The 19309-nt window shown below is 72.7% G+C and carries 18 protein-coding genes; 6 read left to right on the top strand and 12 right to left on the bottom strand.

The features are described 5' to 3' along the window. The 3 genes from H2038_RS12825 to H2038_RS12815 form a co-directional block, all read right to left on the bottom strand. On the bottom strand, positions 1–464 hold a 464-nt coding region (locus tag H2038_RS12825), incomplete at its 3' end, for a hypothetical protein (RefSeq protein ID WP_292113915.1). 79 nt (positions 465–543) lie between these two features. Then, a complete protein-coding gene (locus tag H2038_RS12820; protein WP_292113911.1) occupies positions 544–2415 on the bottom strand; it encodes a ferrous iron transporter B in 1872 nt (623 codons plus the stop codon). After that, the gene (locus H2038_RS12815; protein ID WP_292113908.1) at positions 2415–2684 is read right to left on the bottom strand and encodes a FeoA family protein; all 270 of its coding nucleotides are present in this window, start codon (positions 2682–2684) and stop codon (positions 2415–2417) included. Before H2038_RS12815 ends, H2038_RS12820 begins: the two co-directional genes overlap by 1 nt. 137 nt (positions 2685–2821) lie before the next feature. Between H2038_RS12815 and H2038_RS12810 the strand changes: the two genes are divergently transcribed. Next, the gene (locus H2038_RS12810; RefSeq protein WP_292113905.1) at positions 2822–3319 is read left to right on the top strand and encodes a cytochrome c family protein; all 498 of its coding nucleotides are present in this window, start codon (positions 2822–2824) and stop codon (positions 3317–3319) included. On the opposite strand, the gene H2038_RS12805 is transcribed toward H2038_RS12810, so the two are convergent. From H2038_RS12805 to H2038_RS12790, 4 genes are all read right to left on the bottom strand, one after another. Continuing rightward, positions 3298–6555 (bottom strand): efflux RND transporter permease subunit, encoded by a 3258-nt coding sequence (locus tag H2038_RS12805; RefSeq protein WP_292113919.1) that lies wholly within the window; start codon positions 6553–6555, stop codon positions 3298–3300. The genes H2038_RS12810 and H2038_RS12805 overlap by 22 nt on opposite strands. Then, positions 6555–7685 (bottom strand): efflux RND transporter periplasmic adaptor subunit, encoded by a 1131-nt coding sequence (locus H2038_RS12800; protein WP_292113902.1) that lies wholly within the window; start codon positions 7683–7685, stop codon positions 6555–6557. Before H2038_RS12800 ends, H2038_RS12805 begins: the two co-directional genes overlap by 1 nt. Before the next feature lie 146 nt (positions 7686–7831). Beyond that, positions 7832–8614 (bottom strand): hypothetical protein, encoded by a 783-nt coding sequence (locus tag H2038_RS12795; RefSeq protein ID WP_292113899.1) that lies wholly within the window; start codon positions 8612–8614, stop codon positions 7832–7834. After that, positions 8611–9375, bottom strand: coding sequence for a class II aldolase/adducin family protein (locus tag H2038_RS12790; RefSeq protein WP_292113897.1), 765 nt, complete (start codon positions 9373–9375; stop codon positions 8611–8613). Before H2038_RS12790 ends, H2038_RS12795 begins: the two co-directional genes overlap by 4 nt. 139 nt (positions 9376–9514) lie before the next feature. Between H2038_RS12790 and H2038_RS12785 the strand changes: the two genes are divergently transcribed. The 3 genes from H2038_RS12785 to H2038_RS12775 all read left to right on the top strand — a co-directional run bounded on the left by H2038_RS12785 (position 9515) and on the right by H2038_RS12775 (position 11997). Continuing rightward, on the top strand, positions 9515–10645 hold the full coding sequence (locus H2038_RS12785; RefSeq protein ID WP_292113896.1) for a DUF2336 domain-containing protein: 1131 nt from the start codon (positions 9515–9517) through the stop codon (positions 10643–10645). A 31-nt stretch (positions 10646–10676) separates the two neighbouring features. After that, positions 10677–11453 (top strand): NAD kinase, encoded by a 777-nt coding sequence (locus H2038_RS12780; RefSeq protein WP_292113893.1) that lies wholly within the window; start codon positions 10677–10679, stop codon positions 11451–11453. Between the two features lie 67 nt (positions 11454–11520). Further along, complete coding sequence (locus H2038_RS12775) at positions 11521–11997, top strand: Hpt domain-containing protein (protein WP_292113890.1); 477 nt, start codon at positions 11521–11523, stop codon at positions 11995–11997. Positions 11998–12035: 38 nt separating this feature from the next. Here H2038_RS12775 and H2038_RS12770 read toward each other — a convergent pair whose 3' ends face one another. Together H2038_RS12770 and H2038_RS12765 are read right to left on the bottom strand one after the other, a co-directional pair. Continuing rightward, positions 12036–13175 carry a DUF2336 domain-containing protein gene (locus H2038_RS12770; RefSeq protein ID WP_292113888.1) on the bottom strand — a complete coding sequence of 380 codons (1140 nt, stop codon included), beginning with the start codon at positions 13173–13175 and terminating at the stop codon, positions 12036–12038. Positions 13176–13253: 78 nt separating this feature from the next. Then, positions 13254–14051: a transglycosylase SLT domain-containing protein gene (locus H2038_RS12765; RefSeq protein WP_292113886.1), complete on the bottom strand. Its 798-nt coding sequence runs from the start codon at positions 14049–14051 to the stop codon at positions 13254–13256. Positions 14052–14205: 154 nt separating this feature from the next. Here H2038_RS12765 and H2038_RS12760 point away from each other — a divergent pair, with 154 nt between their 5' ends. Next, complete coding sequence (locus H2038_RS12760; protein WP_292113883.1) at positions 14206–14943, top strand: TonB family protein; 738 nt, start codon at positions 14206–14208, stop codon at positions 14941–14943. Here the strand turns inward: H2038_RS12760 and H2038_RS12755 are convergent, their stop codons facing one another. Both H2038_RS12755 and H2038_RS12750 read right to left on the bottom strand, forming a co-directional pair. Beyond that, positions 14944–15951 (bottom strand): FAD-dependent oxidoreductase, encoded by a 1008-nt coding sequence (locus H2038_RS12755; RefSeq protein WP_292113881.1) that lies wholly within the window; start codon positions 15949–15951, stop codon positions 14944–14946. Between the two features lie 39 nt (positions 15952–15990). Beyond that, on the bottom strand, positions 15991–17835 hold the full coding sequence (locus H2038_RS12750; protein WP_292113879.1) for a phosphoenolpyruvate carboxykinase (GTP): 1845 nt from the start codon (positions 17833–17835) through the stop codon (positions 15991–15993). 208 nt (positions 17836–18043) lie between these two features. Between H2038_RS12750 and H2038_RS12745 the strand changes: the two genes are divergently transcribed. Continuing rightward, the gene (locus tag H2038_RS12745; RefSeq protein ID WP_292113876.1) at positions 18044–18679 is read left to right on the top strand and encodes a DUF938 domain-containing protein; all 636 of its coding nucleotides are present in this window, start codon (positions 18044–18046) and stop codon (positions 18677–18679) included. A 6-nt stretch (positions 18680–18685) separates the two neighbouring features. Here the strand turns inward: H2038_RS12745 and H2038_RS12740 are convergent, their stop codons facing one another. Beyond that, complete coding sequence (locus tag H2038_RS12740; RefSeq protein ID WP_292113873.1) at positions 18686–19186, bottom strand: hypothetical protein; 501 nt, start codon at positions 19184–19186, stop codon at positions 18686–18688. Positions 19187–19309 lie beyond the last annotated feature (123 nt).

Here is a 19309-nt window from a genome sequence, read left to right as displayed (position 1 = left end):
AGTTCGCCCGGCTGCGGGAGGCGCGGTTCGCGCTGTCCGGCGGCCCCGCCCCCGGACAGCGCGAACCGCGCCTCCCGCAGCCGGGCGAACTGGACCGCGGCCGGAGGGCCGAACAGCAGCGGCTCCGCCGAATGGCCGTCCTCGATGATCGCCAGCACCGCGTCGAGGGTCTCTTCCGGACCCAGGACGCCCCCGTCGGCCAGCCTCTCCAGCAGCTCCGGCAGGCGTCTCCGCCGCGCCGCCGCTTCCCGGCGCAACGCCTGCGGCGCGGTGGCGAACCGCACCGGCGCCGGAAGCGGCCTGCCCTCCCCGGCGGCCGGCGGGCCCGACGGCGGGGCCCTCCGCGGCGGCGGCCCCGTCTCCACCTGCCCGAGCTTGCCGCACCGGCGACAGCGTTCCGCCCGGTGCCGTTCGGACCAGTACCAGTCATGGCGGCAAAGCAGAGGCTTGAGCGGCGACCGCATGCGTCTCTCCCCTGCCGACAGGGAACCGCGCCCGCCGCCGCCTTGTCAACCGTCGTTCCGTGAATGCGGACGAGCGACCTCAGCCGCCGCCCAGCGCCACCGCCACGCGATAGGTCACGAAGGCGGCGAGATAGGCCAGGCCGAACATGTAGGCGATCATCACCCACATCCACTTCGCCGAATTGGTCTCGCGGCGCACCACCCCGAGGGTGGCCACGCACTGCGGGGCGAACACATACCAGGCGAGGAAGGCCAGGCCGGTGGCCAGCGACCAGTGCGCCGACAGGGTCGTGGCCAGCGCCGCCGTGGCGCTCTCCGCATCGGCCACCGCATAGACGGTGCCCAGGGCGGCCACCGCCACCTCCCGCGCCGCCATGCCCGGCACGAGGGCGACGACCATCTGCCAGTTGAAGCCGATCGGCTGGAACAGCGGCTCCAGCGCCCGTCCGATCATGCCGGCGAAGGAATAGTCGATCGCCGGCCCGGTGGCGCCCGCCGGCGGGTACGGGAAGGTCGACAGGGCCCAGACCACCACCATCAGCGGCAGGATGATGCGGCCGGCCCGCTCCAGGAAGATGCGCGCCCGGAGCCACAGGTTGAACAGCACGCTCTTCACGTCCGGCGCCTTGTAGGCCGGCAGCTCCATCATGAAGGGCTCGACGGCGCTGCGCCAGAACAGCTTGCGGATGACGAAGGACACGACCAGGGCGCTGACGATCCCGGCCGCATAGAGGCCGAACATCACCAGCCCCTGCAGGTTGGCGAAGCCCCACACCTGCCGGTCCGGGATGAAGGCGGCGATGATCAGGGTGTAGACCGGGATGCGCGCCGAGCAGGTCATCAGCGGCGCGATCAGGATCGTGGTCAGCCGGTCCCGGCGGTTGTCGATCACCCGCGTCGCCATCACGCCGGGGATGGCGCAGGCGACGCTGGACAGCAGCGGGATGAAGGCGCGGCCGTGCAGTCCGGCGACGCCCATGATCCGGTCCAGCAGGAAGGCCGCCCGGGCCATGTAGCCGAAGTCCTCGAGCAGGATGATGAACAGGAACAGGATCAGGATCTGCGGCAGGAAGACCAGCACGCTGCCCACCCCGGAGATCAGGCCGTCGACGATCAGGCTCTGCCAGAGCCCGTCCGGAAGGAGGGCCGCCACGCCGCCGCCCAGCGCCCCCAGTCCGGCCTCGATGGCGTCCGCGGCCGGCGTGGCCCAGGCGAACACCGCCTGGAACATCACGAACATCACCGCCGTCAGGATCAGCAGGCCGGCCACCGGGTGCAGCAGGAGCGAATCGATGCGGCCGGTCAGGGTGTCCGGCCGTTCCGGCGGCCGCACGCAGGCGCGCATGATCCGCTCCGCCTCGGCCGCCTTGCCGCGCAGCGCCGTCGCATCCGGGGGCGACCAGTCCGCGGCGAGCGCCGGTGCGGCGTCGGCGGAGGCCGTCGCCTCGATGGTGCGGACCAGATCATCGATGCCGCGCCGGCGGGTGGCCACCGTGGTCACGATCGGCACGCCCAGCTCCGCCTGCAGGCGCTCCAGGTCGATGCGCAGCCCCTGGCGCTGGGCGATGTCGAACATGTTGAGCGCCAGCACCATGGGGCGGCCGACCGCCTTCAATTCGAGGATCAACCGCAGCACGAGGCGCAGGTTGGTCGCGTCGGCGACGGCCACGATCACGTCCGGCGGCGCCTCCCCGGCCAGCCGGCCGAGAATGGCGTCGCGGGTGACCTCCTCGTCCGGGCTGCGGGCGCGCAGCGAGTAGGTGCCGGGCAGGTCGAGCACCGACAGGGTCCCGTGGGCGCCGCGGATGATCCCTTCCTTCCGCTCCACCGTCACGCCGGCGTAGTTGGCGACCTTCTGGTGGGCGCCGGTGAGGGCGTTGAACAGGGCGGTCTTGCCGCTGTTGGGATTGCCGACCAGCGCCACGCGGGCGCTGCGAACCTGCATGTCCATCAGGCCAGCGCCCCGGCCCGCACCGTGATGCTCTCGGCCTCATGCCGCCGGAGCGCCACCCGCATGTCGTCGACCTTCAGGGCGATCGGGTTGCGGCCGAACAGGCCCTCGTGCAGCAGCTCCACGCGCGCGCCCTCGACGAAGCCCAGCTCCAGCAGCCGCCGTTCCAGCTCGGCCGTATGCTCGTCCTCCTGGTGGTGGCAACCGACGCGGACGATGACGCCGCAGGCGCCCTTGCGCGCCTCGCTGAGTTTGAAGGTGTCGGACATGGCTCTCGAACCGGTCGGCGTCGTGACGCGCCTTTCTGACAGTGATTATCAGGTGCGAACCGCCAGCGTCCACCCCGTCAAGGCGTCGCAGGTGGCGCCCGGCGCGGGTTGGGCTATCAGGAGGCGACTGACCGGAGATGACCATGCACCGCCCCGCGCTCGCCGCCGTCCTTCTGCTCCTGGCCGCCTGCGGCGACGGCGGCGGGACGACCTCGCAGCCCGCCGCCTCGCCCGCTCAGGCCCCGGCGCCGGCGACCGATGCGGAGAAGGCGGCCATCCTGGCGTCGCTGCCGGCCCCCTGGAGCGCCGGCGACATCGAGAACGGCCGCCGCGTCTTCGCCCGGTGCCGCGCGTGCCACACCCTGACCGAGGGCGGACCTAACATGACCGGTCCCAACCTGCATGGCGTGTTCGGCCGCGTCGCCGGGTCGAAGGACGGCTTCAACTACTCCCCGGCCCTGCGCGAGGCGGGCTTCGCCTGGGACGCGGAGCGCCTCGACCACTGGCTGGAGAACCCGCGCGAGTTTCTCCGCGGCAACAAGATGAGCTTCGCGGGCATCCGCGACGCGGAGGACCGCCGCGACCTCATCGCCTTCCTCAAGGTCGAGACCGGCTACGCCCCGCCCGCGGTCTGAACCTGTTCGGCGGCGGCCGGGACCGGATCGTTGGCGGCGATCTCCTTCGCCTCCCACTCCTCGATCTTGCGGGCGGTGTACTCCGGCGATTTCGTGAACCGGGCCAGCACGCCGTAGATCACCGGCACCACGAACAGGGTGAGCAGGGTCGCGAACATCGCCCCGGCGAAGATCACCACCCCGATGGTCTGCCGGCTGCCCGCCCCCGCGCCCTGCCACAGCACCAGCGGCAGGGCCCCGAAGGCGGTGGCGATCGAGGTCATGATGATCGGGCGCAGGCGCAGGGTCGACGACTCGATGATGGCCTCGCGGATCGACCGGCCCTGGTCGCGCAGCTGGTTGGCGAACTCGACGATCAGGATGCCGTTCTTCGCCGCCACGCCGATCAGGATGATCAGCCCGATCTGGGAGTAGATGTTGAGGCTGGAGCCGGCCATCACGAGGCCGAACAGCCCCCCGGCGGCGGCCAGCGGCACCGTCAGCATGATCACCGCCGGCGTAATCCAGCTCTCGAACTGGGCCGCCAGCACCAGGAACACCAGCAGCAGCGCCAGACCGAAGGCCCAGGCCACGGCCCCGCCCGCCTCCTGCTGGTCGCGGGCCGCGCCGCCCCACTGGGTGGTCACCACGCCCTGGGGCTGCTCCGCGGCCACCCGGTCCAGGAACTCCGTGGCGTCCACCAGGGTGGTGCCGGGGTTGAGATCGGCGCTCAGGGTGATGGCGCGTTGCCGGTCGAGGCGGCGGCGTTCCGGCGTGTCGCCGGAGGTCTGGGTGGTCACCACCGACGACAGGGGCACGAGGGCTCCCGAACCGGTGTTGACGTACAGCGCCTCGAGATCGCCGACGCTGCGCCGGTCGTCCCGCTGGGTCTGCAGGATGACGTCGTACTCCTGACCGCCCTTCAGATAGGTCGTCGCCCGCCGCGAGCCGAACATGGTCTCCAGCGTGCGGCCGATCGACTGGGCCGAGACGCCGAGGGCCGCGGCCTTCTCCGGGTCGACGTCGACCAGCAGTCGGGGGGCGTTGGGCTCGTAGTTCAGACGCGGGCGGGAGAAGCCCGGGTTCTCCAGCGAGGCGGCCAGCACCGGCTGCAGCCACTCATAGATGTCCTCGTACTCCGCCCCGGTGACCACCATCTCGATCGAGTTGGAGTTGCCGCCGCCGCGCTGGAAGGCGCCGGGCGTCGAGGCGTTGACCTGGGCGCCGGTCTGGCTGCGCAGTCTGCCGTTCAGCTCCTGGGCGATCTCGTCGGCCGAGCGGTTCCGCTCGGACCAGTCCGCCAGCGTCAGCACCGCATTGCCCGAATTGAAGCTGCCGCCGCCGAAGCCCGGCGCCGAGACGAGGAAGGTCTCCGCCTCCCCGCTCTCGACGTAGTCGGCGAGGATCGGCTCGAGCCCGAGCATGATCTCGCGGGTGTAGTCGAAGCCGGCGCCCTCGGGCCCCTGCACCCGCACCGACACCCGCCCCCGGTCCTCGTCCGGCACCAGGGTCTCCGGCAGGGTGACGAACATCGCCGCCGCGCCGGCGCCGATCAGCGCCACCACCAGCCCCGTTCCGACCACCGCCGACCGGCGGCCCAGCAGGGCGGCCAGCGAGTTGCTGTACGAGGTCTTCAGCCGGTCCATGGCCCAGTCGACCCTGCGCGCCACCCAGCCGCCGCTGGTGGCGGGGCGCAGGATCTTCGAGGCGAGCATCGGCGACAGCGTCAGCGCCAGGAAGGCGGAGAAGGCCACGGCCGCCGCGATCGCCGCCGCCAGTTCGACGAACAGGCGACCGACGTAGCCGGGGAGAAACAGCAGCGGCGCGAACACCGACAGCAGCACGATGGTGGTCGCCACCACGGCGAAGAACACCTGCCGGGCGCCGCGCTCCGCCGCCACCAGCGGCGGTTCGCCGTGGTCCAGCCGGCGCTGGATGTTCTCGGTGACGACGATGGCGTCGTCGACCACGAGGCCGATCGCCAGCACCAGCGCCAGCAGGGTCAGCAGGTTCAGCGAGAAGCCCAGCGGCGCCAGCACGATGAAGGTCGACAGCAGGCAGATCGGCGCGACGATGGACGGGATCAGGGCCGCGCGCAGGGTGCCGAGGAAGATGAAGTTCACCAGCGCCACCAGGACCATGGAGATGCCGATGGTGATCCACACCTCGTCGATGGCGTGCGAGGTGAAGACGGAGTTGTCGGAGCCGACCACGAGCTCCACGCCCTCCGGCAGGCTCGGCCGCACCTCCTCCAGCATGTCGCGGACGCCGGCCGAGATGGCGAGGTCATTCGACTGGGCCTGGCGGGTGATGGCCAGTCCGATCTGGTCGAGGCCGTTGCCGCGGAACAGGCGGCGGTCCTCCTCCGGCGCCTCCTCCACCCGGGCGATGTCGCCGAGGCGCGTGACGTACCCGGTCTGGCCGAGGATGGCTCCGCTCGCGCCGCTGGGCAGGCTGCTCAGCGATGCGCTCGCGGCCGCGGCGGCGCCGCCTCCGGTGGCGGTGGCGGACAGACCGCGCGCGCCGATCGGCAGCTGCCGGAAATCGGCCGGATTGGCGTACGTCCGCGCCACCCGGACCGTGTAGTTCTTCTGCCCCGACTCCAGCGCGCCCGCCGGCAGTTCCACGTTCTGGCTGGTGAGGGCGCTCTCCACGTCGGTGACGGTGATGCCCCGCGCCGCCATGGCCGCCGCATCCAGCCAGATGCGCATGGCGTAGCGTTGCTCGCCGTAGATGTTCACCGCCGCCACGCCGGGCACGGTGGCGAGGCGGTCCAGCAGGTAGCGGTCCGCGTAGTCGGTCAGCTCCAGCCGGTTCATGGTCGAGGCCCGCAGGAACAGGATCATGATGGGCTGGCTGTCGGAGTCGGCCTTGGCGACCTCGGGCGGGTCGGCCTGGTCGGGCAGGCGCCCCACCACCCGCGAGATGCGGTCGCGGACGTCGTTGGCGGCGTCGTCGATGTCGCGGTCCAGCGAGAACTCGATGTTGACGTTCGAGCGCCCGTCGCGGCTGGTCGAATTGATGCGTTCGACGCCCTGGATGCCGGCGATCTGCTGCTCGATCGGCTCGGTGATCCGGCTCTCGATCACCTCGGCCGAGGCCCCGGCGTAGCTGGTGTTGACCGAGACGATCGGCGGATCGACGTCCGGCAGCTCGCGGACCGGCAGGAAGAAGAAGGAGGCTGCGCCGATGACGCACAGCACGATGGCCGCGACCGCCGCGAAAACCGGGCGCCGGACCGCGACGTCGGAGAGCATCATCGGGCGGCGCCCTTCGCGGCCGCGCCCTGCGGCGCGGCGCCGGCCACCCGGATCGGGGCGCCCGGCTGGATGCGGTTCAGACCGGAGCCGACGACCCGGTCGCCGGCGTTCAGCCCGGATACGATCTCGACGAAACCGCCCTCGACGGCGCCGGTCTCGACCTCGACCCGCTGGGCCGTGGCGCCGCGCTCGCCCATGGCGATGCGGTACACGAAAGCGCCCTCGCCCTCGTACTGCACCGCCGACTCCGGCACCGCCGGCGCCGTGCGCTGGCCCTGCGCGACGGAGACGCGCACCGCCATGCCCGGCCGGATGCGCCCGCCCGGATTGGGGATCTCGGCCCGCGCCGTGACCGCGCGCGTCTGTTCGTTGACCCGGGTGTCGATCAGGGCGATGCGGCCCGCGAAGGTCTCCTGGCCGTAGGCGTCGACCGTGGCGGTGATCGACTGGCCGGTGCGCAGCACGCCCAGGTACCGCTCCGGCACCGGGAAGTCGACGCGGACCACGTCGATGTCGTCGAGGGTCGCGATCACCGCGCCCGGGCTGACGAGGGTGCCGGCGGTGACGGTGCTCAGGCCCAGAATCCCGGCGAAGGGCGCGCGGATGATCCGGTCGCCCTGTCGCGCCTGGGCGGCGTTGAGCGCCGCCTGCGCGCTTTCCAGCTGGGTCTCGTACTGCTCGACCATCATGGGCGAGGCGAAGCCCCGCTCCCCCAGCGCCCGGTACCGTTCGTACATCGACCGCGCCTGGGCGACCTGCGCCCGCGCCTCCACGACGCCCGCGTCCTCCTCGCGCGCCTGCAGTTCGACCAGAGGCGCGCCGGCCGCGACCCTCTGGCCGTCCCTGAACAGCACCCGGGTGATCAGCTCGCTGGTCGAGGAGGTGATGTTCACCGACCGCCGGCCCCGCGCCACGCCCAGGACGCGGATCTGGTCGCTGAACGGCCTCGGCGTGGCCACCGCCTGGGAGACCTGTTGCCCGCCGCCGCGCCCGCCGGGTCCGCCGGGGCCGCCGGGGCCGCCGCCCCCCTTCTCCTCGCCCGCGAAGGCCATGCGCAGGATGACGGCGATCACCATCACGCCGAGCAGGAGGCCGGCGGCGACGAGGAAGAAGTGGCGTTTGATCACGCGGAAGGCACTCCGGACGGGGGACGAGCCGGCTTAGCGGCTTCCGCCGGCGGCGCAACTCAAGTTCATGTAACGGATGCGGTTCCGGTTTCCGTCGCCGCCATGGTCGCAAATGTACGACCGGAGGTTGGCCGCGGATCGCGGCGTCAGAACCGCCGCCAGAGGGCGATCACCGGACCGGAGGAACGCGGCGTTTCGCGGCCGCTCACCGTCTCGCGCCAGCCGGCCTGCAGGCTCCAGTCGCCGAACCGCCGGACGGCGGAGGCCTCCATCGAGAGCCAGCGCGGCCCGTCGTCGTCGGCCCGCCCGCCGAAGGCCTGCACCAGCACCATCCAGTCGTCGCCGAAGTGCGCCCCGGCGGTGGCGTCAACGCGGACCTCGTCGGCCAGGCCCTCCCGCACCCGCCGCGCGGCCTGCAGCTCGACGAACCCGCCGGCGAAGCCGCCGGGACGGTCGCGCGGCCCGGGAAAGGCATGGCCGACGGACGCCCGCACCTCCCAGTCCCGCTCGCCCTGGCCCGGCGCCGCATAGCCGGCGTTGCGCCCCTCCCCGCCCGCGGCGACCGCGCCGTACAGCGCCACCGTGGTGCGGTCGTCCCGCCAGAGCGCCCAGTTGACGCCGACCTCCAGCGGCCCCCGGCCCTCGTAGTCGACGAAGGCGTCCTCGCCGGACTGCCAGTCCCCCTTGACCACCAGGGTCGCCCGGTCCGTCAGCCCGTATTCGGCGAAGACGCCGAGGACGCGGTCCCGGCGTTCCGCCGGCAGGGGCGCAAGGTCCCCGGCGGGATCGAAACCCTCGGCCGCTCGCATGTCCTCGAACTTGAGGATGACCTGCCCCTTGCCCTTCCGCTGCGGCCACGCCCCCGCCTCGGCCGGCAGGGCGATCGCGCCGGCGGCCAGGACCAGAAGCAGGCCGCCGCCCGGGTTCACACGTCGTAGCCCGGCGACTTGCGATCCAGCATCCGGAGCGCCCCCGGCCAGGCGAGGGCCGAGACGAAGCCGACCCCGCCGCCCTGCTGGCGGGTCTCCTCCTGGGCCGCCTCGGGGGCGAACAGCACGTGCTCCCGACCGCCGGACAGGGCGGCGATCTGCTGGGCGCAGGCCCGCTCGAGGAAGAACATCCCCACCCACGCCTGGGCCGCCGTCCGGCCGACGGCCAGGGTGCCGTGGTTGCGAAGGAGCATCAGCGGCTTGTCACCGAGATCCGCCACCAGCCGCTCACGCTCGTCATGGTTCAGCGCAAGGCCTTCGTAGCCGTGGTACGCGACCTGGTGCTGCAGCAGGCAGGCGTTCTGGCCGATCGGCAGCAGCCCCTCCTTCTGCGCCGCCACGCCCACCCCGGCCACCGTGTGCAGGTGGATGACGAAATGCGCATCCTCGCGCGCGCCGTGGATGGCGGAATGGATGGTGAAGCCGGCCGGATTGATGAAGTCGGTGGTCTCCTGGACGATGTTGCCGTCCAGATCGACCTTGATCAGCGAGGAGGCGGTGATCTCCTCGAAGTAGTAGCCGTACGGGTTGATGAGGAAGTGGGTCTCCGGCCCGGGCACGCGCGCCGAGATGTGGGTGAAGATCATGTCGTCCCACCCGTGCAGGGCGACCAGCCGGTAGAGGGCTGCAAGCTCGACCCGCGTCTGCCACTCCGTCTCCGAAACCCGGGACTTCAGGGAAGTGATCGCCCCGTCCGCCATCGCAGCGTCCTCCTTATGTTCCGGCGCACGCTCGCGCCGACGCGAGCCCCCGTCAAGATTCAGGTTCGGTTAACCCTGTCTTAGGTCCCTGCGGCTAAGGTCCGGTTCGCCGCATGCAGCCGGCGCGCCGGAGACGTTCGTGACCGTCCTCGTCCAGCTTCCTCTCGCAAGCCGCGAGCCGGCCTCCGCCAGCGAGCTATTGACCCTCGCCCGCAACCCCAGCCCGGACGCCCGCCAGCGGCTCCTGCTGGGCGTCATGGCGCTGTGCGACGCCAGTCCGCCGGCGGGCGAGCTCTCGCCGGTGCTTGGGGAGATTTTCCTCACCCTGGCCAGGCAGGCCGAACGCGAGGTGCGGCGCGCGCTGGCGGAACGGCTCGCCGACGCAGACTGGGCGCCGCGCGCGCTCGTGAACATCCTCGCCCTCGACGAGATCGAGATCGCCCGGCCGATCCTGCTGGCGAGTCCGGTCCTGGGCGACGAGGACCTGCTCCGGGTGCTGATCGAGGCGTCCCTCGATCACCAGATCGCCGTGGCCCGCCGCCCCCGGCTGAGCGGCCGGGTGGCCGACGCCGTGATCGACCGCGGCGCCCCGGCCGTGCTGGCGGCGCTGGCCACCAACCGGACCGCCGAGATCAGCGGCGACGGATTGCGCCGGCTGGTCGAACACTCCCGGCGGATCGCAGCCCTGCGGGGGCCGCTGATCCGCCATCCGCGCCTGACCGAAGCGCTGGCCCGCGAGATGTACCACTGGCTGGGAGACGCCCTGCGGCAGTCGATCGTCGCCCGGTTCGAGGTCGACGAGCAGAAACTCGGCGCGGCGGTGTACGACGCGGTCCAGGGGGTCATGCGGCCCGCCGCCGCAGACTACGCGGAAACGCCGGAGCGGGAGGAGATGGAGCGCCGGCTGGCCGCCAAGCTCCACGCGGCGGGGCAGCTGCGCCCGGCGGTCGTGGTCCGGGCGACCCGCGAGAAGCGGATGAGCCTGGCGGTCCACGCCCTCGCGCTGCTGGGCGGCTTCACCGTCGCGCAGGTGCGGGCCGCCCTCGCGGCCCCGTCGCCGGAAGCGCTCTACTACGCCTGCGCCGCGGTCGGCATCGACCGGGCGGTCTTTCCCGGCCTGCTGGCGGAGCTTCGGCGCATGAACCACGGGCTGCCGGGTGACGAAGGCGCCGCGGTCTGGCTCCGCGGCGGCATTTCCGCCACCTCGGCGCAGCGGGCGTTCCGCGCCCTCCTGCCCGAACCGGCGGCCGAGGCCCGGGCTGCGGTTTGACTCCGCGGACGGGCTCGGCTTGCCTGCCGGTGTGAACCAGCCCCGCCCCCCGCGTCTCGCCTTCTCAGCTTCCGACCGCCCCGAGGCGCAGGAGGCTCGCGCCCGCCTTGCCAGCCGCTACGGCTCCGCACCGCCTGAAGAGGCGGACGTCATCGTGGCGCTGGGGGGCGACGGGTTCATGCTCGAAACGCTGCACACCGTCATGAACCGCGGCACGCCGGTGTTCGGGATGAACCGGGGTTCGGTCGGATTCCTGATGAACGACTACAGCGAGGACGACCTGCCGCAGCGCATCGCCGGCGCCGGGCGAACGGTCATCCATCCGCTGCAGATGGACGCCTGGACCGAGAGCGGACAGGTGCAGAGCGGCCTGGCCATCAACGAGGTCTCCCTGCTGCGCCAGACGCGCCAGAGCGCCAAGCTGAGGATCAGCGTCGACGGGCGGGTGCGGCTGGAGGAGCTGTCCTGCGACGGCTGCCTGGTCGCGACGGCGGCGGGATCGACCGCCTACAACCTGTCGGCGCACGGGCCGATCATCCCCCTCGATTCCCGGGTTCTGGCGCTGACGCCGATCAGCGCCTTCCGGCCGCGGCGCTGGCGCGGCGCCCTTCTGCCGCACGAGGCGAAGGTCTGCTTCGAGGTGCTCGAGGCCGACAAGCGGCCGGTCAGCGCCACCGCCGACAGCTTCGAGGTGCGCCGGGTGGTCCGGGTCGAGGTGCGGGAGCGGCGCGACATCGCCCTGACCATGCTGTTCGACGCGGACCGCTCGTTCGAGGAACGGGTGCTGGCGGAGCAGTTCGCCGCCTGAGGCTGCGTGCACCGGTTCTTAAGGTCGCCCGTGACAGACTGGTCCGGTTCAGTTTGGGGAGCCCTCCGTGAGCAATTCGGCCCAGGTCATCCGTCCGCCCAACACCCTGCGCCTCAAGGTCGGCGGCGGGTTCGGCGGCATCGACGCCGGCGCCATCGCCAAGGCCGAGGAAGCCCTGAAGGCGATGTCGGCCCAGTTCGGCCAGTGGCTGCAGGACGAGATCGAGAAGCTGGACAAGGCGCAGGCGGACATCCGCACCCGCGGCTACGACGAGCAGACGGCGGAGGCCCTGTACTTCCGGGCGCACGACCTGAAGGGACTGGGCACGACCTACCAGTATCCGCTGGTCACCCGCCTCGCGGCGTCGCTGTGCAAGATGATGGATGAGCCGGCCAAGCGCATGGCCGCGCCGCTGGTGCTGATCGACGCCCATGTCGACGCCATCAAGGCCGTGGTCCGCGACCAGATCCAGACCGACGATCACCCGACGGGCCGCGTCCTCGCGGAAACCCTCGAAGCTCGCGTCGCCGACCACCTGGCCTGACCGCCGCCGGCGCGATCGCGCCGGAGCCTCCCGCACGTTCAGGCGGCGACGTTCACCTCGGAACGGTCGGCCGGCCGGCGATCCAGTCGCTCCATCAGATAGGCCAGATCCTCCCGGCCCACATTCGGCCTCTGGCTCAGGAAGCGCTCCAGCATCTGCTGACGGAAGCCGTCGGCCGAGGTGTCCGCCCCTTCGGCCTGCAGGGCGCGCCAGGTGTCGACCCCGGCCCGGAAGGCGTGGAACAGGCGCGGCGGCAGCCCCGCCCGGTCGTAGATGGCCTTCAGGCCCAGCGGCCCGGCGTCGTGGATCATCAGCCAGGCCCGCTGGTGCGGGGCGCCGGCCAGCTCCGCGACCCCATGCTCGAACAGGGTCATCTGACCGCGGGCGAGCGCGCGCAGCAGAAGCGAGGCCGTGAGGGCCCGGCGGGCGTTCAGGGTCGCCACGAACTGTCCGATGTCGGCGTGGCTGGAGGCCTGGTCCACCAGGTCGACCGTGGCGCGCTCGCGGGCCGAAGCGGCCAGCCGGATCGCCGTCTCGGGAGCCACCGCGTGGCGGGTGACGAGGTGCTCGCGGACGGAGTCCGAAGCCAGCTCGATCAGACGCTCGGTGACCGACAGCGGCAGGGCCTGCCGGTAGGCGAGCGCCGCCACCACCTCGGGCGAGGCGCCGAACCGGTCGATGCACCGCGCCAGCGCCGGCTCGGCGATGTCGGCGTTGTCGTTCGCGGCCAGGGCGCGCACCGCCGGTTCGGCCGCCAGCTCGGCGACCGCCGCCGCGACGTCGCGCCCCACGGACGGGCGACTGGCCACGGCCGTCTGCCGCACGGCCGATCCGGCGCGGACGATCTCGATCAGGTCCTCGTCGGTGAAGGCCGGCGAGAAGCTGATGATGGGGAGCGCGACGCTGTCGACGTCCGCCGCCAGCCGGCGGGCCACGTCCCGGGGGATCAGGTCGGAGGACTTGAGCGTCACCGCCATGGCCCGGCGCACCAGCTCCGCAGCGTCTTCCGCCAGCATGCGCAGGATCTTGTGGGCGGCGTCACGGCCGGCGTCGTCGAGCTCCGCCTTGTCCATGCTCCGGCACAGCTTGTGGGCCGCGGCCGCCCGCTCGTCGTCGTCGCCGGCCTTGATCAGGCGACGGATGTCCATCTCGGTGAGGCGGGCGCGGTAGGCGGTCATGGAACGGGCTCGTTTTCCGGCAGCGCCGCAGCATTCGCCCGTCATCCTTAACGGGCGGTTCACCATGACCGGATTCGGTCAGACGTCCGAAGCGTTCCCCGGTCCGAAGGCGCCGCCGAAGCCGCTCCGGCCGCCCTCCCCCTCCTGCCCCAGCAGCAGGGCCAGAAGGCTCTGGTCCTGGCGCAGCCGGTCCAGACGGGCGGCCAGCATCTGGTCCCGGGCGGACAGGTCGGGCGGCCCGGCCGCCGGCGGGGAGCCGGCGGCGGGCGCGCCGCCCCCGGCCGAACGCTGCAGGTTGGCGTGGACCTCCGCGACCGTCGCCGGGCGGCCGTCGCGGTAGAAGATCGACCGGTTGGCCGCCGCCGCCTCGGGGAAGATGGCGGCCGCGCTGGCGGCGGGCCGCTGCGCCATCGCCTCCATCAGCCGCGCGGCCCCCGCGGGGCCGAGGAAGTGGGCGGCGTACAGGTCGCCGGCGCCCGGCTCCCGCCCGGTTCGGCCCCTCAGATAGGCGGCGTTGGAGGCGGTCAGTTCGGCCGCCATGATCGAGGCCGCCTGGGGATCGAACCTCAGGTCGAGGACCACGTTGCGGGCCGAGCCGCCGACGCGCCAGCGCCCGTCGGAGCCGCGGTGGATCAGGTCGGCGTACTGGCCGTAGCCGTGCTTGGCGCCGTGCGCCTTCACCGTCGCCAGCCAGGTCTGCTCGATGAACTGGAACAGCCCCGCGGCCGAGGAGGTGGGCGCCCGCGCCGACGGGTTCATCGCACTCTCGCGGCGGGCCGTCCGCACGAGGAAGTCGGCGTCCACGCCCGTGGCCGACGAGGCGCGCCGGATGGCCGCCTCGACTCCGTTCGCAGAAGGAATCGACCCGATGGTCATAATCGTTAACGCTGGCGAACTCTGGTTAACGGAAGCCTAACGGCGCTCTCCCGGGCGGTGATCATTTCGCGGCGAAGCTCGCCTAAAACTTGCCGTAACGTCAGCGCTCAACTTCCACAGGGACGCTGTGGGGACAGTGACAGGGATGACGGCCATGATGATCAGAACCGCAGGCGGCCCCGGACTGGTGAGCCCCATCGACTTCCACGAGCGGCGGGAGCCCCGCCTCTCGCGCAACGCCTGGATCGCCATCGGCGTGGTCGCCGGCGCGCACCTGGCCGTCGGCGCGGCGCTGTACTACCAGCGTTTCGAGCTGGAGGCGCCGCCGCAGAAGGTCGAGGGGCCGGTGATCCAGGTCACCACCTGGACTCCGCCGCGGCTCGAGCCGAAGCCGGCGCAGGCGGAGCCGAAGGCGGCGAACGCCCCGGTGCATCGCCCTGAAACGCCCCCGCGCGCCGTCGAGACGGCGCCGGTCGTGTTCAACGACGCCGCCACGGAAAGCGCGCCGGTGGTCAGCCTCGCCACCGTCGTCGACAAACCTGTGGAAGACGCGCCGCCGGCCCGGACGCCGGAGCCGGAGCCGCGGCCGGCGGCGGTGATCCGCAATCCCAGCTGGGCGCGGCAGCCCACCGGCGAGCAGCTGATGCGGGCCTATCCGGACCGCGCCCTGGCGCGCGGCGTGGGCGGCTCGGCGACGCTGAACTGCCTGGTGCTCGCCAACGGCTCGGTGTCGGCCTGCGACGTGGTGCGCGAGACGCCGGCGGGCATGGGCTTCGGCCGGGCCGCGCAGGGCCTGTCGCGGCACTTCGGGATCAACCCGCGCACGGTCGACGGCGCGGCCCAGGGGTCGCGGGTGATCATCGATCTCCGCTTCGTGCCGCCGGCCGACTGATCAGCCGAACCTGAGCGGGTCGAGGGCCGCGGCCTCGGGGCGCGGCGGGCGGCCCTCGATCCCGTCGGCGACAATCGCGGCGACCAGCGGGCCCAGTAGCCAGCCGTTGCGCAGCGGCGCCAGGGCCAGGTGCAGGCCCGTCTCGTCCGCCGGGCCCGCCAGCGGCAGGCCGTCAGCGGTTCCGCCGCGGATTCCGACCCGCGGCGAGGCCGCTTCGCCCGTCAGGCCGGAGAGGGCGCGGCCGGCTTCCAGCTGACGCCGGGACACCTCCATGTCGGGCGCGAGGTCGCGGCGGCCGCGCTCCATCGTCGCCCCGACCACCGCGCCGTCCGCCGCGGGAACGACGTAGAGGCCCGGCGCGCGGATCGTCCGGGCCGGCGGCGGCCCTTTCACCGGGGTCAGCTGGCCCCGCCAGGGCTCGATGGACGCGACCTGTCGGGCGACGGCGCCGGGCAGGCCCGCCAGGGGCGGCGCCGCGCCGGTCGCCAGCACCACCACCGGGGCCGCGCCGATGTCGCCCTCCGCCGTCGCGACCCGCCAGGTCTGATCCTCCCGGGCGAGCCGGATCGCCCGCCCCGGCTCGACCCGCACGCCCGGCGCGCGGGCGAGCGCCTGCAGGGCCGGAAGGACCTCGACCCGCCAGTCGTCCGGGGTGAACAGGCCCTCCGGCGTCCGCCGCGCGCTGACGCCGAAGGCGGCGAGCCGGGCCAGCGCCGCCTCGGGATCCGGTCCTCGCCACTCCACCCCGTCCCGGTGCAGGGGCAGACCGAACCGCTCGGCGAAGTCCGGCCACAGATCCCGCGCCCGCAGCAGCAGGGCGGCGCGGTCCGGGGTGGCCGCGTCAGACAGGCATTCCAGCGCCGGGGCGAGCATTCCCGCCGCCGCCGAACTGGCGTTGGGACCGCCGGGGTCGACGACCGTCACCGCAGGGCCGCGGCTGGCAAGCTCGGCCGCGGTGCACAGGCCGAGCACGCCGGCGCCGATGACGATCACGTCGGGGGAGGACACGGGCGGTCAGATCGACCCCCCGCGGCCGGATTGCAAGCCCTACTCGGCGGCGATCGCGGCCGCGCGGGCCTCCTCGAGGCGGCCGACGAGCGCTGCGTGCTGGGACCAGAGGGCCTCCGGCAGACGATCGCCGAACCGGTCGTAGAAGGCGGGGATCAGCGCCGCCTCCTCGGCCCAGACGTCGGCGTCCACCTCGAGCAGGGTGGCGAGGTCGGATTCGGACAGGTCGAGGCCGGACAGGTCCAGCGCCTCGCGCGTCGGCACGCGGCCGACCGGGGTGTCCACCGCCTCGGCCTCGCCGTCCAGCCGGCCGGCGATCCACTTCAGCACGCGGGCGTTGTCGCCGAAGCCGGGCCACACGAACTTGCCGTCCTCGTTCTTGCGGAACCAGTTGACGAAGTAGAGGCGCGGCAGCTTCGCGGGGTCGGTGCGGTCCTTCATCGACAGCCAGTGCGCGAAGTAGTCGCCCATGTTGTAGCCGCAGAAGGGCAGCATGGCGAAGGGATCGCGGCGCAGCTCGCCGATGGCGTTCTCGGCGGCGGCGGTGCCCTCCGAGGCGACGGTCGAGCCCATGAACACGCCGTGGTCCCAGTCGAAGGCCTCGGTGACCAGCGGCACGGCCGAGGCGCGGCGGCCGCCGAACAGGATGGCGTCGATCGGCACGCCCTTCGGGTCTTCCCACTCCGGCGCGATCGCCGGGCACTGGCCGGCGGGGGCGGCGAAGCGGGCGTTCGGGTGGGCGGCGGGCTCGCCCGACGACGGATCGTGCGGCTGGCCCTTCCAGTTGGTCAGGCCCTCGGGCGCTTCCTTCGTCAGGCCTTCCCACCAGACGTCGCCGTCGGCGGTCAGGGCGGTGTTGGTGAAGACGGTGTTCCGCGCCAGGGTGGCGAGGGCGTTGCCGTTGGTGTTGCGGCTGGTGCCCGGGGCGACGCCGAAGAAGCCGGCCTCCGGATTGACCGCATACAGCCGGCCGTCATCGCCGAAGCGCATCCAGGCGATGTCGTCGCCCACCGTCTCGGCCTTCCAGCCCGGCAGGCTGGGCTGGAGCATGGCGAGGTTGGTCTTGCCGCAGGCCGAGGGGAAGGCCGCCGCGATGTATTTGGCGCGGCCCTTCGGATCGGTCAGCTTGAGGATCAGCATGTGCTCGGCCAGCCAGCCCTCGTCGCGGGCCATGACCGAGGCGATGCGCAGGGCGTAGCACTTCTTGCCCAGCAGGGCGTTGCCGCCATAGCCCGAGCCGTAGGACCAGATCTCGCGCGTCTCGGGGAAGTGGACGATCCACTTCTCGTCATTGCAGGGCCAGGGCACATCCGCCTGCCCTTCCGCGAGCGGGGCCCCGAGCGTGTGGACCGCCGGCACGAAGACGCCGTCGGTTCCCAGCACCTCCAGCGCGGCCTGGCCCATGCGGGTCATGACGCCCATCGACACGGCGACGTAGCCGCTGTCGGTGATCTCGACGCCGAGGGCGGAGATCTTCGAGCCCAGCGGCCCCATGGAGAACGGCACGACGTACATGGTCCGGCCCGCCATGCAGCCGTCGAACAGGCCGTTCAGCCGGGCGCGCATCTCCACCGGATCGGCCCAGTTGTTGGTCGGGCCGGCGTCGCTCTCGTTGCCGGAGCAGATGAAGGTGCGGCTCTCGACGCGCGCGACGTCCTTGGGGTCGGAGGCGGCGTAGTAGCAGCCCGGGCGCTTCGTCTGGTCGAGCTCGCGCAGGGTGCCCTTGCCGATCAGGTCGGCGATGATCGCCGACTTCTCGGCCTCGGAGCCGTCGCACCAGTGGACGCGCGCCGGTTTCGTCAGGGCGGCGATCTGCTCGACCCAGGCGACGAGGCCGGCGTGGGCGGTGGGGGCCGGGTGCAGGCCGGGAATGGAACGGGTCACGCGAACTCTCCTGAAACGTCGGCCCGGCGATCTCCGCCGCCGTGGCGCCTCCCGATATGCGTGACGATCACGCAATGTTTCAGGCGAGATGGCATTGAAGCCAACGCTGCGTCAACCGATGCACGTTTCAACCTCCCGCGAGCGGCGCGCCGCCCGGCCGCTGCATTTTCCGGTCGCAAACCCGGGCAACGGGGACTAGGGGCGAGGCATGCAGACGCTCGACCCGCTCTCCACGACGCCTGACGGCGCCCTCGCCTCCCCGGCGGCGGCGCGGAACGCGGGGCCGATTCTGGAGGTGCTGCGGGCGCATCTGCCGGCGCGCGGACGGGTGCTGGAAATCGCCAGCGGCTCCGGCCAGCACGCGGCGGCCTTCGCCGAAGCCCTGCCCGATCTGCGCTGGACGCCCAGCGACCCCTCGGCGGAGGCCTGCGCCAGCATCGCGGCCTGGGCGGCCGCGGCGGCCCTGCCGAACCTCGAGCCGCCGCTGGCTCTCGACATGCTCGAGGCGGACGGCTGGCCGGAGGGGCCGTTCGAGGCGGTGCTGTGCAGCAACATGGCCCACATCAGCCCGTGGGCCGCGACCCTGGGGCTGATGCGGCTGGCCGGACGGACGCTGCGGCGGCCCGGGGGGCTGCTGGTCTTGTACGGGCCGTGGCGGGAGGACGACGTGCCGCTGGCCCCGTCCAACGCCGCCTTCGACGCCAGCCTGAGGGCGCGGGACCCCGCCTGGGGCCTGCGGCGGCGGGAGGACGCGGCGGCGGCGGCGAAGGCGGAGGGCCTGGCCCTCACCCGGCGGGTGGAGATGCCCGCCAACAACCTCATGCTGCTGTTCCGCGCCCTCTGAGGCCGGTCAGCCGATGCGGCCGGCCGCGGCGGTGACCGCATCGGCGTCGGCCAGCGGATAGACCTTCGCGCCGTCCGTCAGCACCGCCGCCACGTCGAGCAGGTCGGCCGGATCGGCGCCGGCGGCGCGGGCGGCGTGGACCACGCCCTCGCCGAAGGCCAGCACCGGCACGCCCTTCTCGCGCGCCTTCCGGAGCAGCGCCTGCACCGCCGCCTCGCCGTCCGCGTCCGGCGTGCCGCCCGGCAGCACCAGCCCCTTCAGCGCGCCGCTGTCGATGTCCGAGGCCTGGGCGGTCGGCAGGACGGTGACGCCGTTGACCGACAGGCTGGCGTCGCCGGTCGAGATCGGCGCGAGCGCCAGTCCGCCGGCGCGGATCATCGGCTCGGCGTCCCCGAAGGTCCCGAAATTCATGCCGCGGCGCATGGCGAGGCCGACGCGGGCGCGGACGACGGGACGGGGGGCGTAGCGGTTGTTGCGGGTGGGCTTGTGGGCGCGTTGAGCAGTCAAGACGACTCCTGGGTCTGTTGATGAAAATCGGGAACAGTAAAGTGCGCCGCAGGACGAATATCGCGCCGCCCGACGTCGCAGAGCACCCGACATCGACGCACGATCGCCCGGGAGCGGCCCACG

This window comes from Brevundimonas sp. (assembly GCF_013912005.1).
In the GTDB taxonomy this organism is placed as follows: Bacteria; Pseudomonadota; Alphaproteobacteria; order Caulobacterales; family Caulobacteraceae; genus Brevundimonas.
This window is presented reverse-complemented; position numbering and strand designations above follow the sequence as displayed.

What these genes read in the sequence shown, in the direction of transcription:
- H2038_RS12820 (WP_292113911.1), bottom strand. Translation starts at nt 2,415, where the DNA reads ATGGACATGCAGGTTCGCAGCGCCCGCGTGGCGCTGGTCGGCAATCCC.
- H2038_RS12815 (WP_292113908.1), bottom strand. Translation starts at nt 2,684, where the DNA reads ATGTCCGACACCTTCAAACTCAGCGAGGCGCGCAAGGGCGCCTGCGGC.
- H2038_RS12810 (WP_292113905.1), top strand. Translation starts at nt 2,822, where the DNA reads ATGACCATGCACCGCCCCGCGCTCGCCGCCGTCCTTCTGCTCCTGGCC.
- H2038_RS12805 (WP_292113919.1), bottom strand. Translation starts at nt 6,555, where the DNA reads ATGCTCTCCGACGTCGCGGTCCGGCGCCCGGTTTTCGCGGCGGTCGCG.
- H2038_RS12790 (WP_292113897.1), bottom strand. Translation starts at nt 9,375, where the DNA reads ATGGCGGACGGGGCGATCACTTCCCTGAAGTCCCGGGTTTCGGAGACG.
- H2038_RS12770 (WP_292113888.1), bottom strand. Translation starts at nt 13,175, where the DNA reads ATGACCGCCTACCGCGCCCGCCTCACCGAGATGGACATCCGTCGCCTG.
- H2038_RS12765 (WP_292113886.1), bottom strand. Translation starts at nt 14,051, where the DNA reads ATGACCATCGGGTCGATTCCTTCTGCGAACGGAGTCGAGGCGGCCATC.
- H2038_RS12760 (WP_292113883.1), top strand. Translation starts at nt 14,206, where the DNA reads ATGATGATCAGAACCGCAGGCGGCCCCGGACTGGTGAGCCCCATCGAC.
- H2038_RS12745 (WP_292113876.1), top strand. Translation starts at nt 18,044, where the DNA reads ATGCAGACGCTCGACCCGCTCTCCACGACGCCTGACGGCGCCCTCGCC.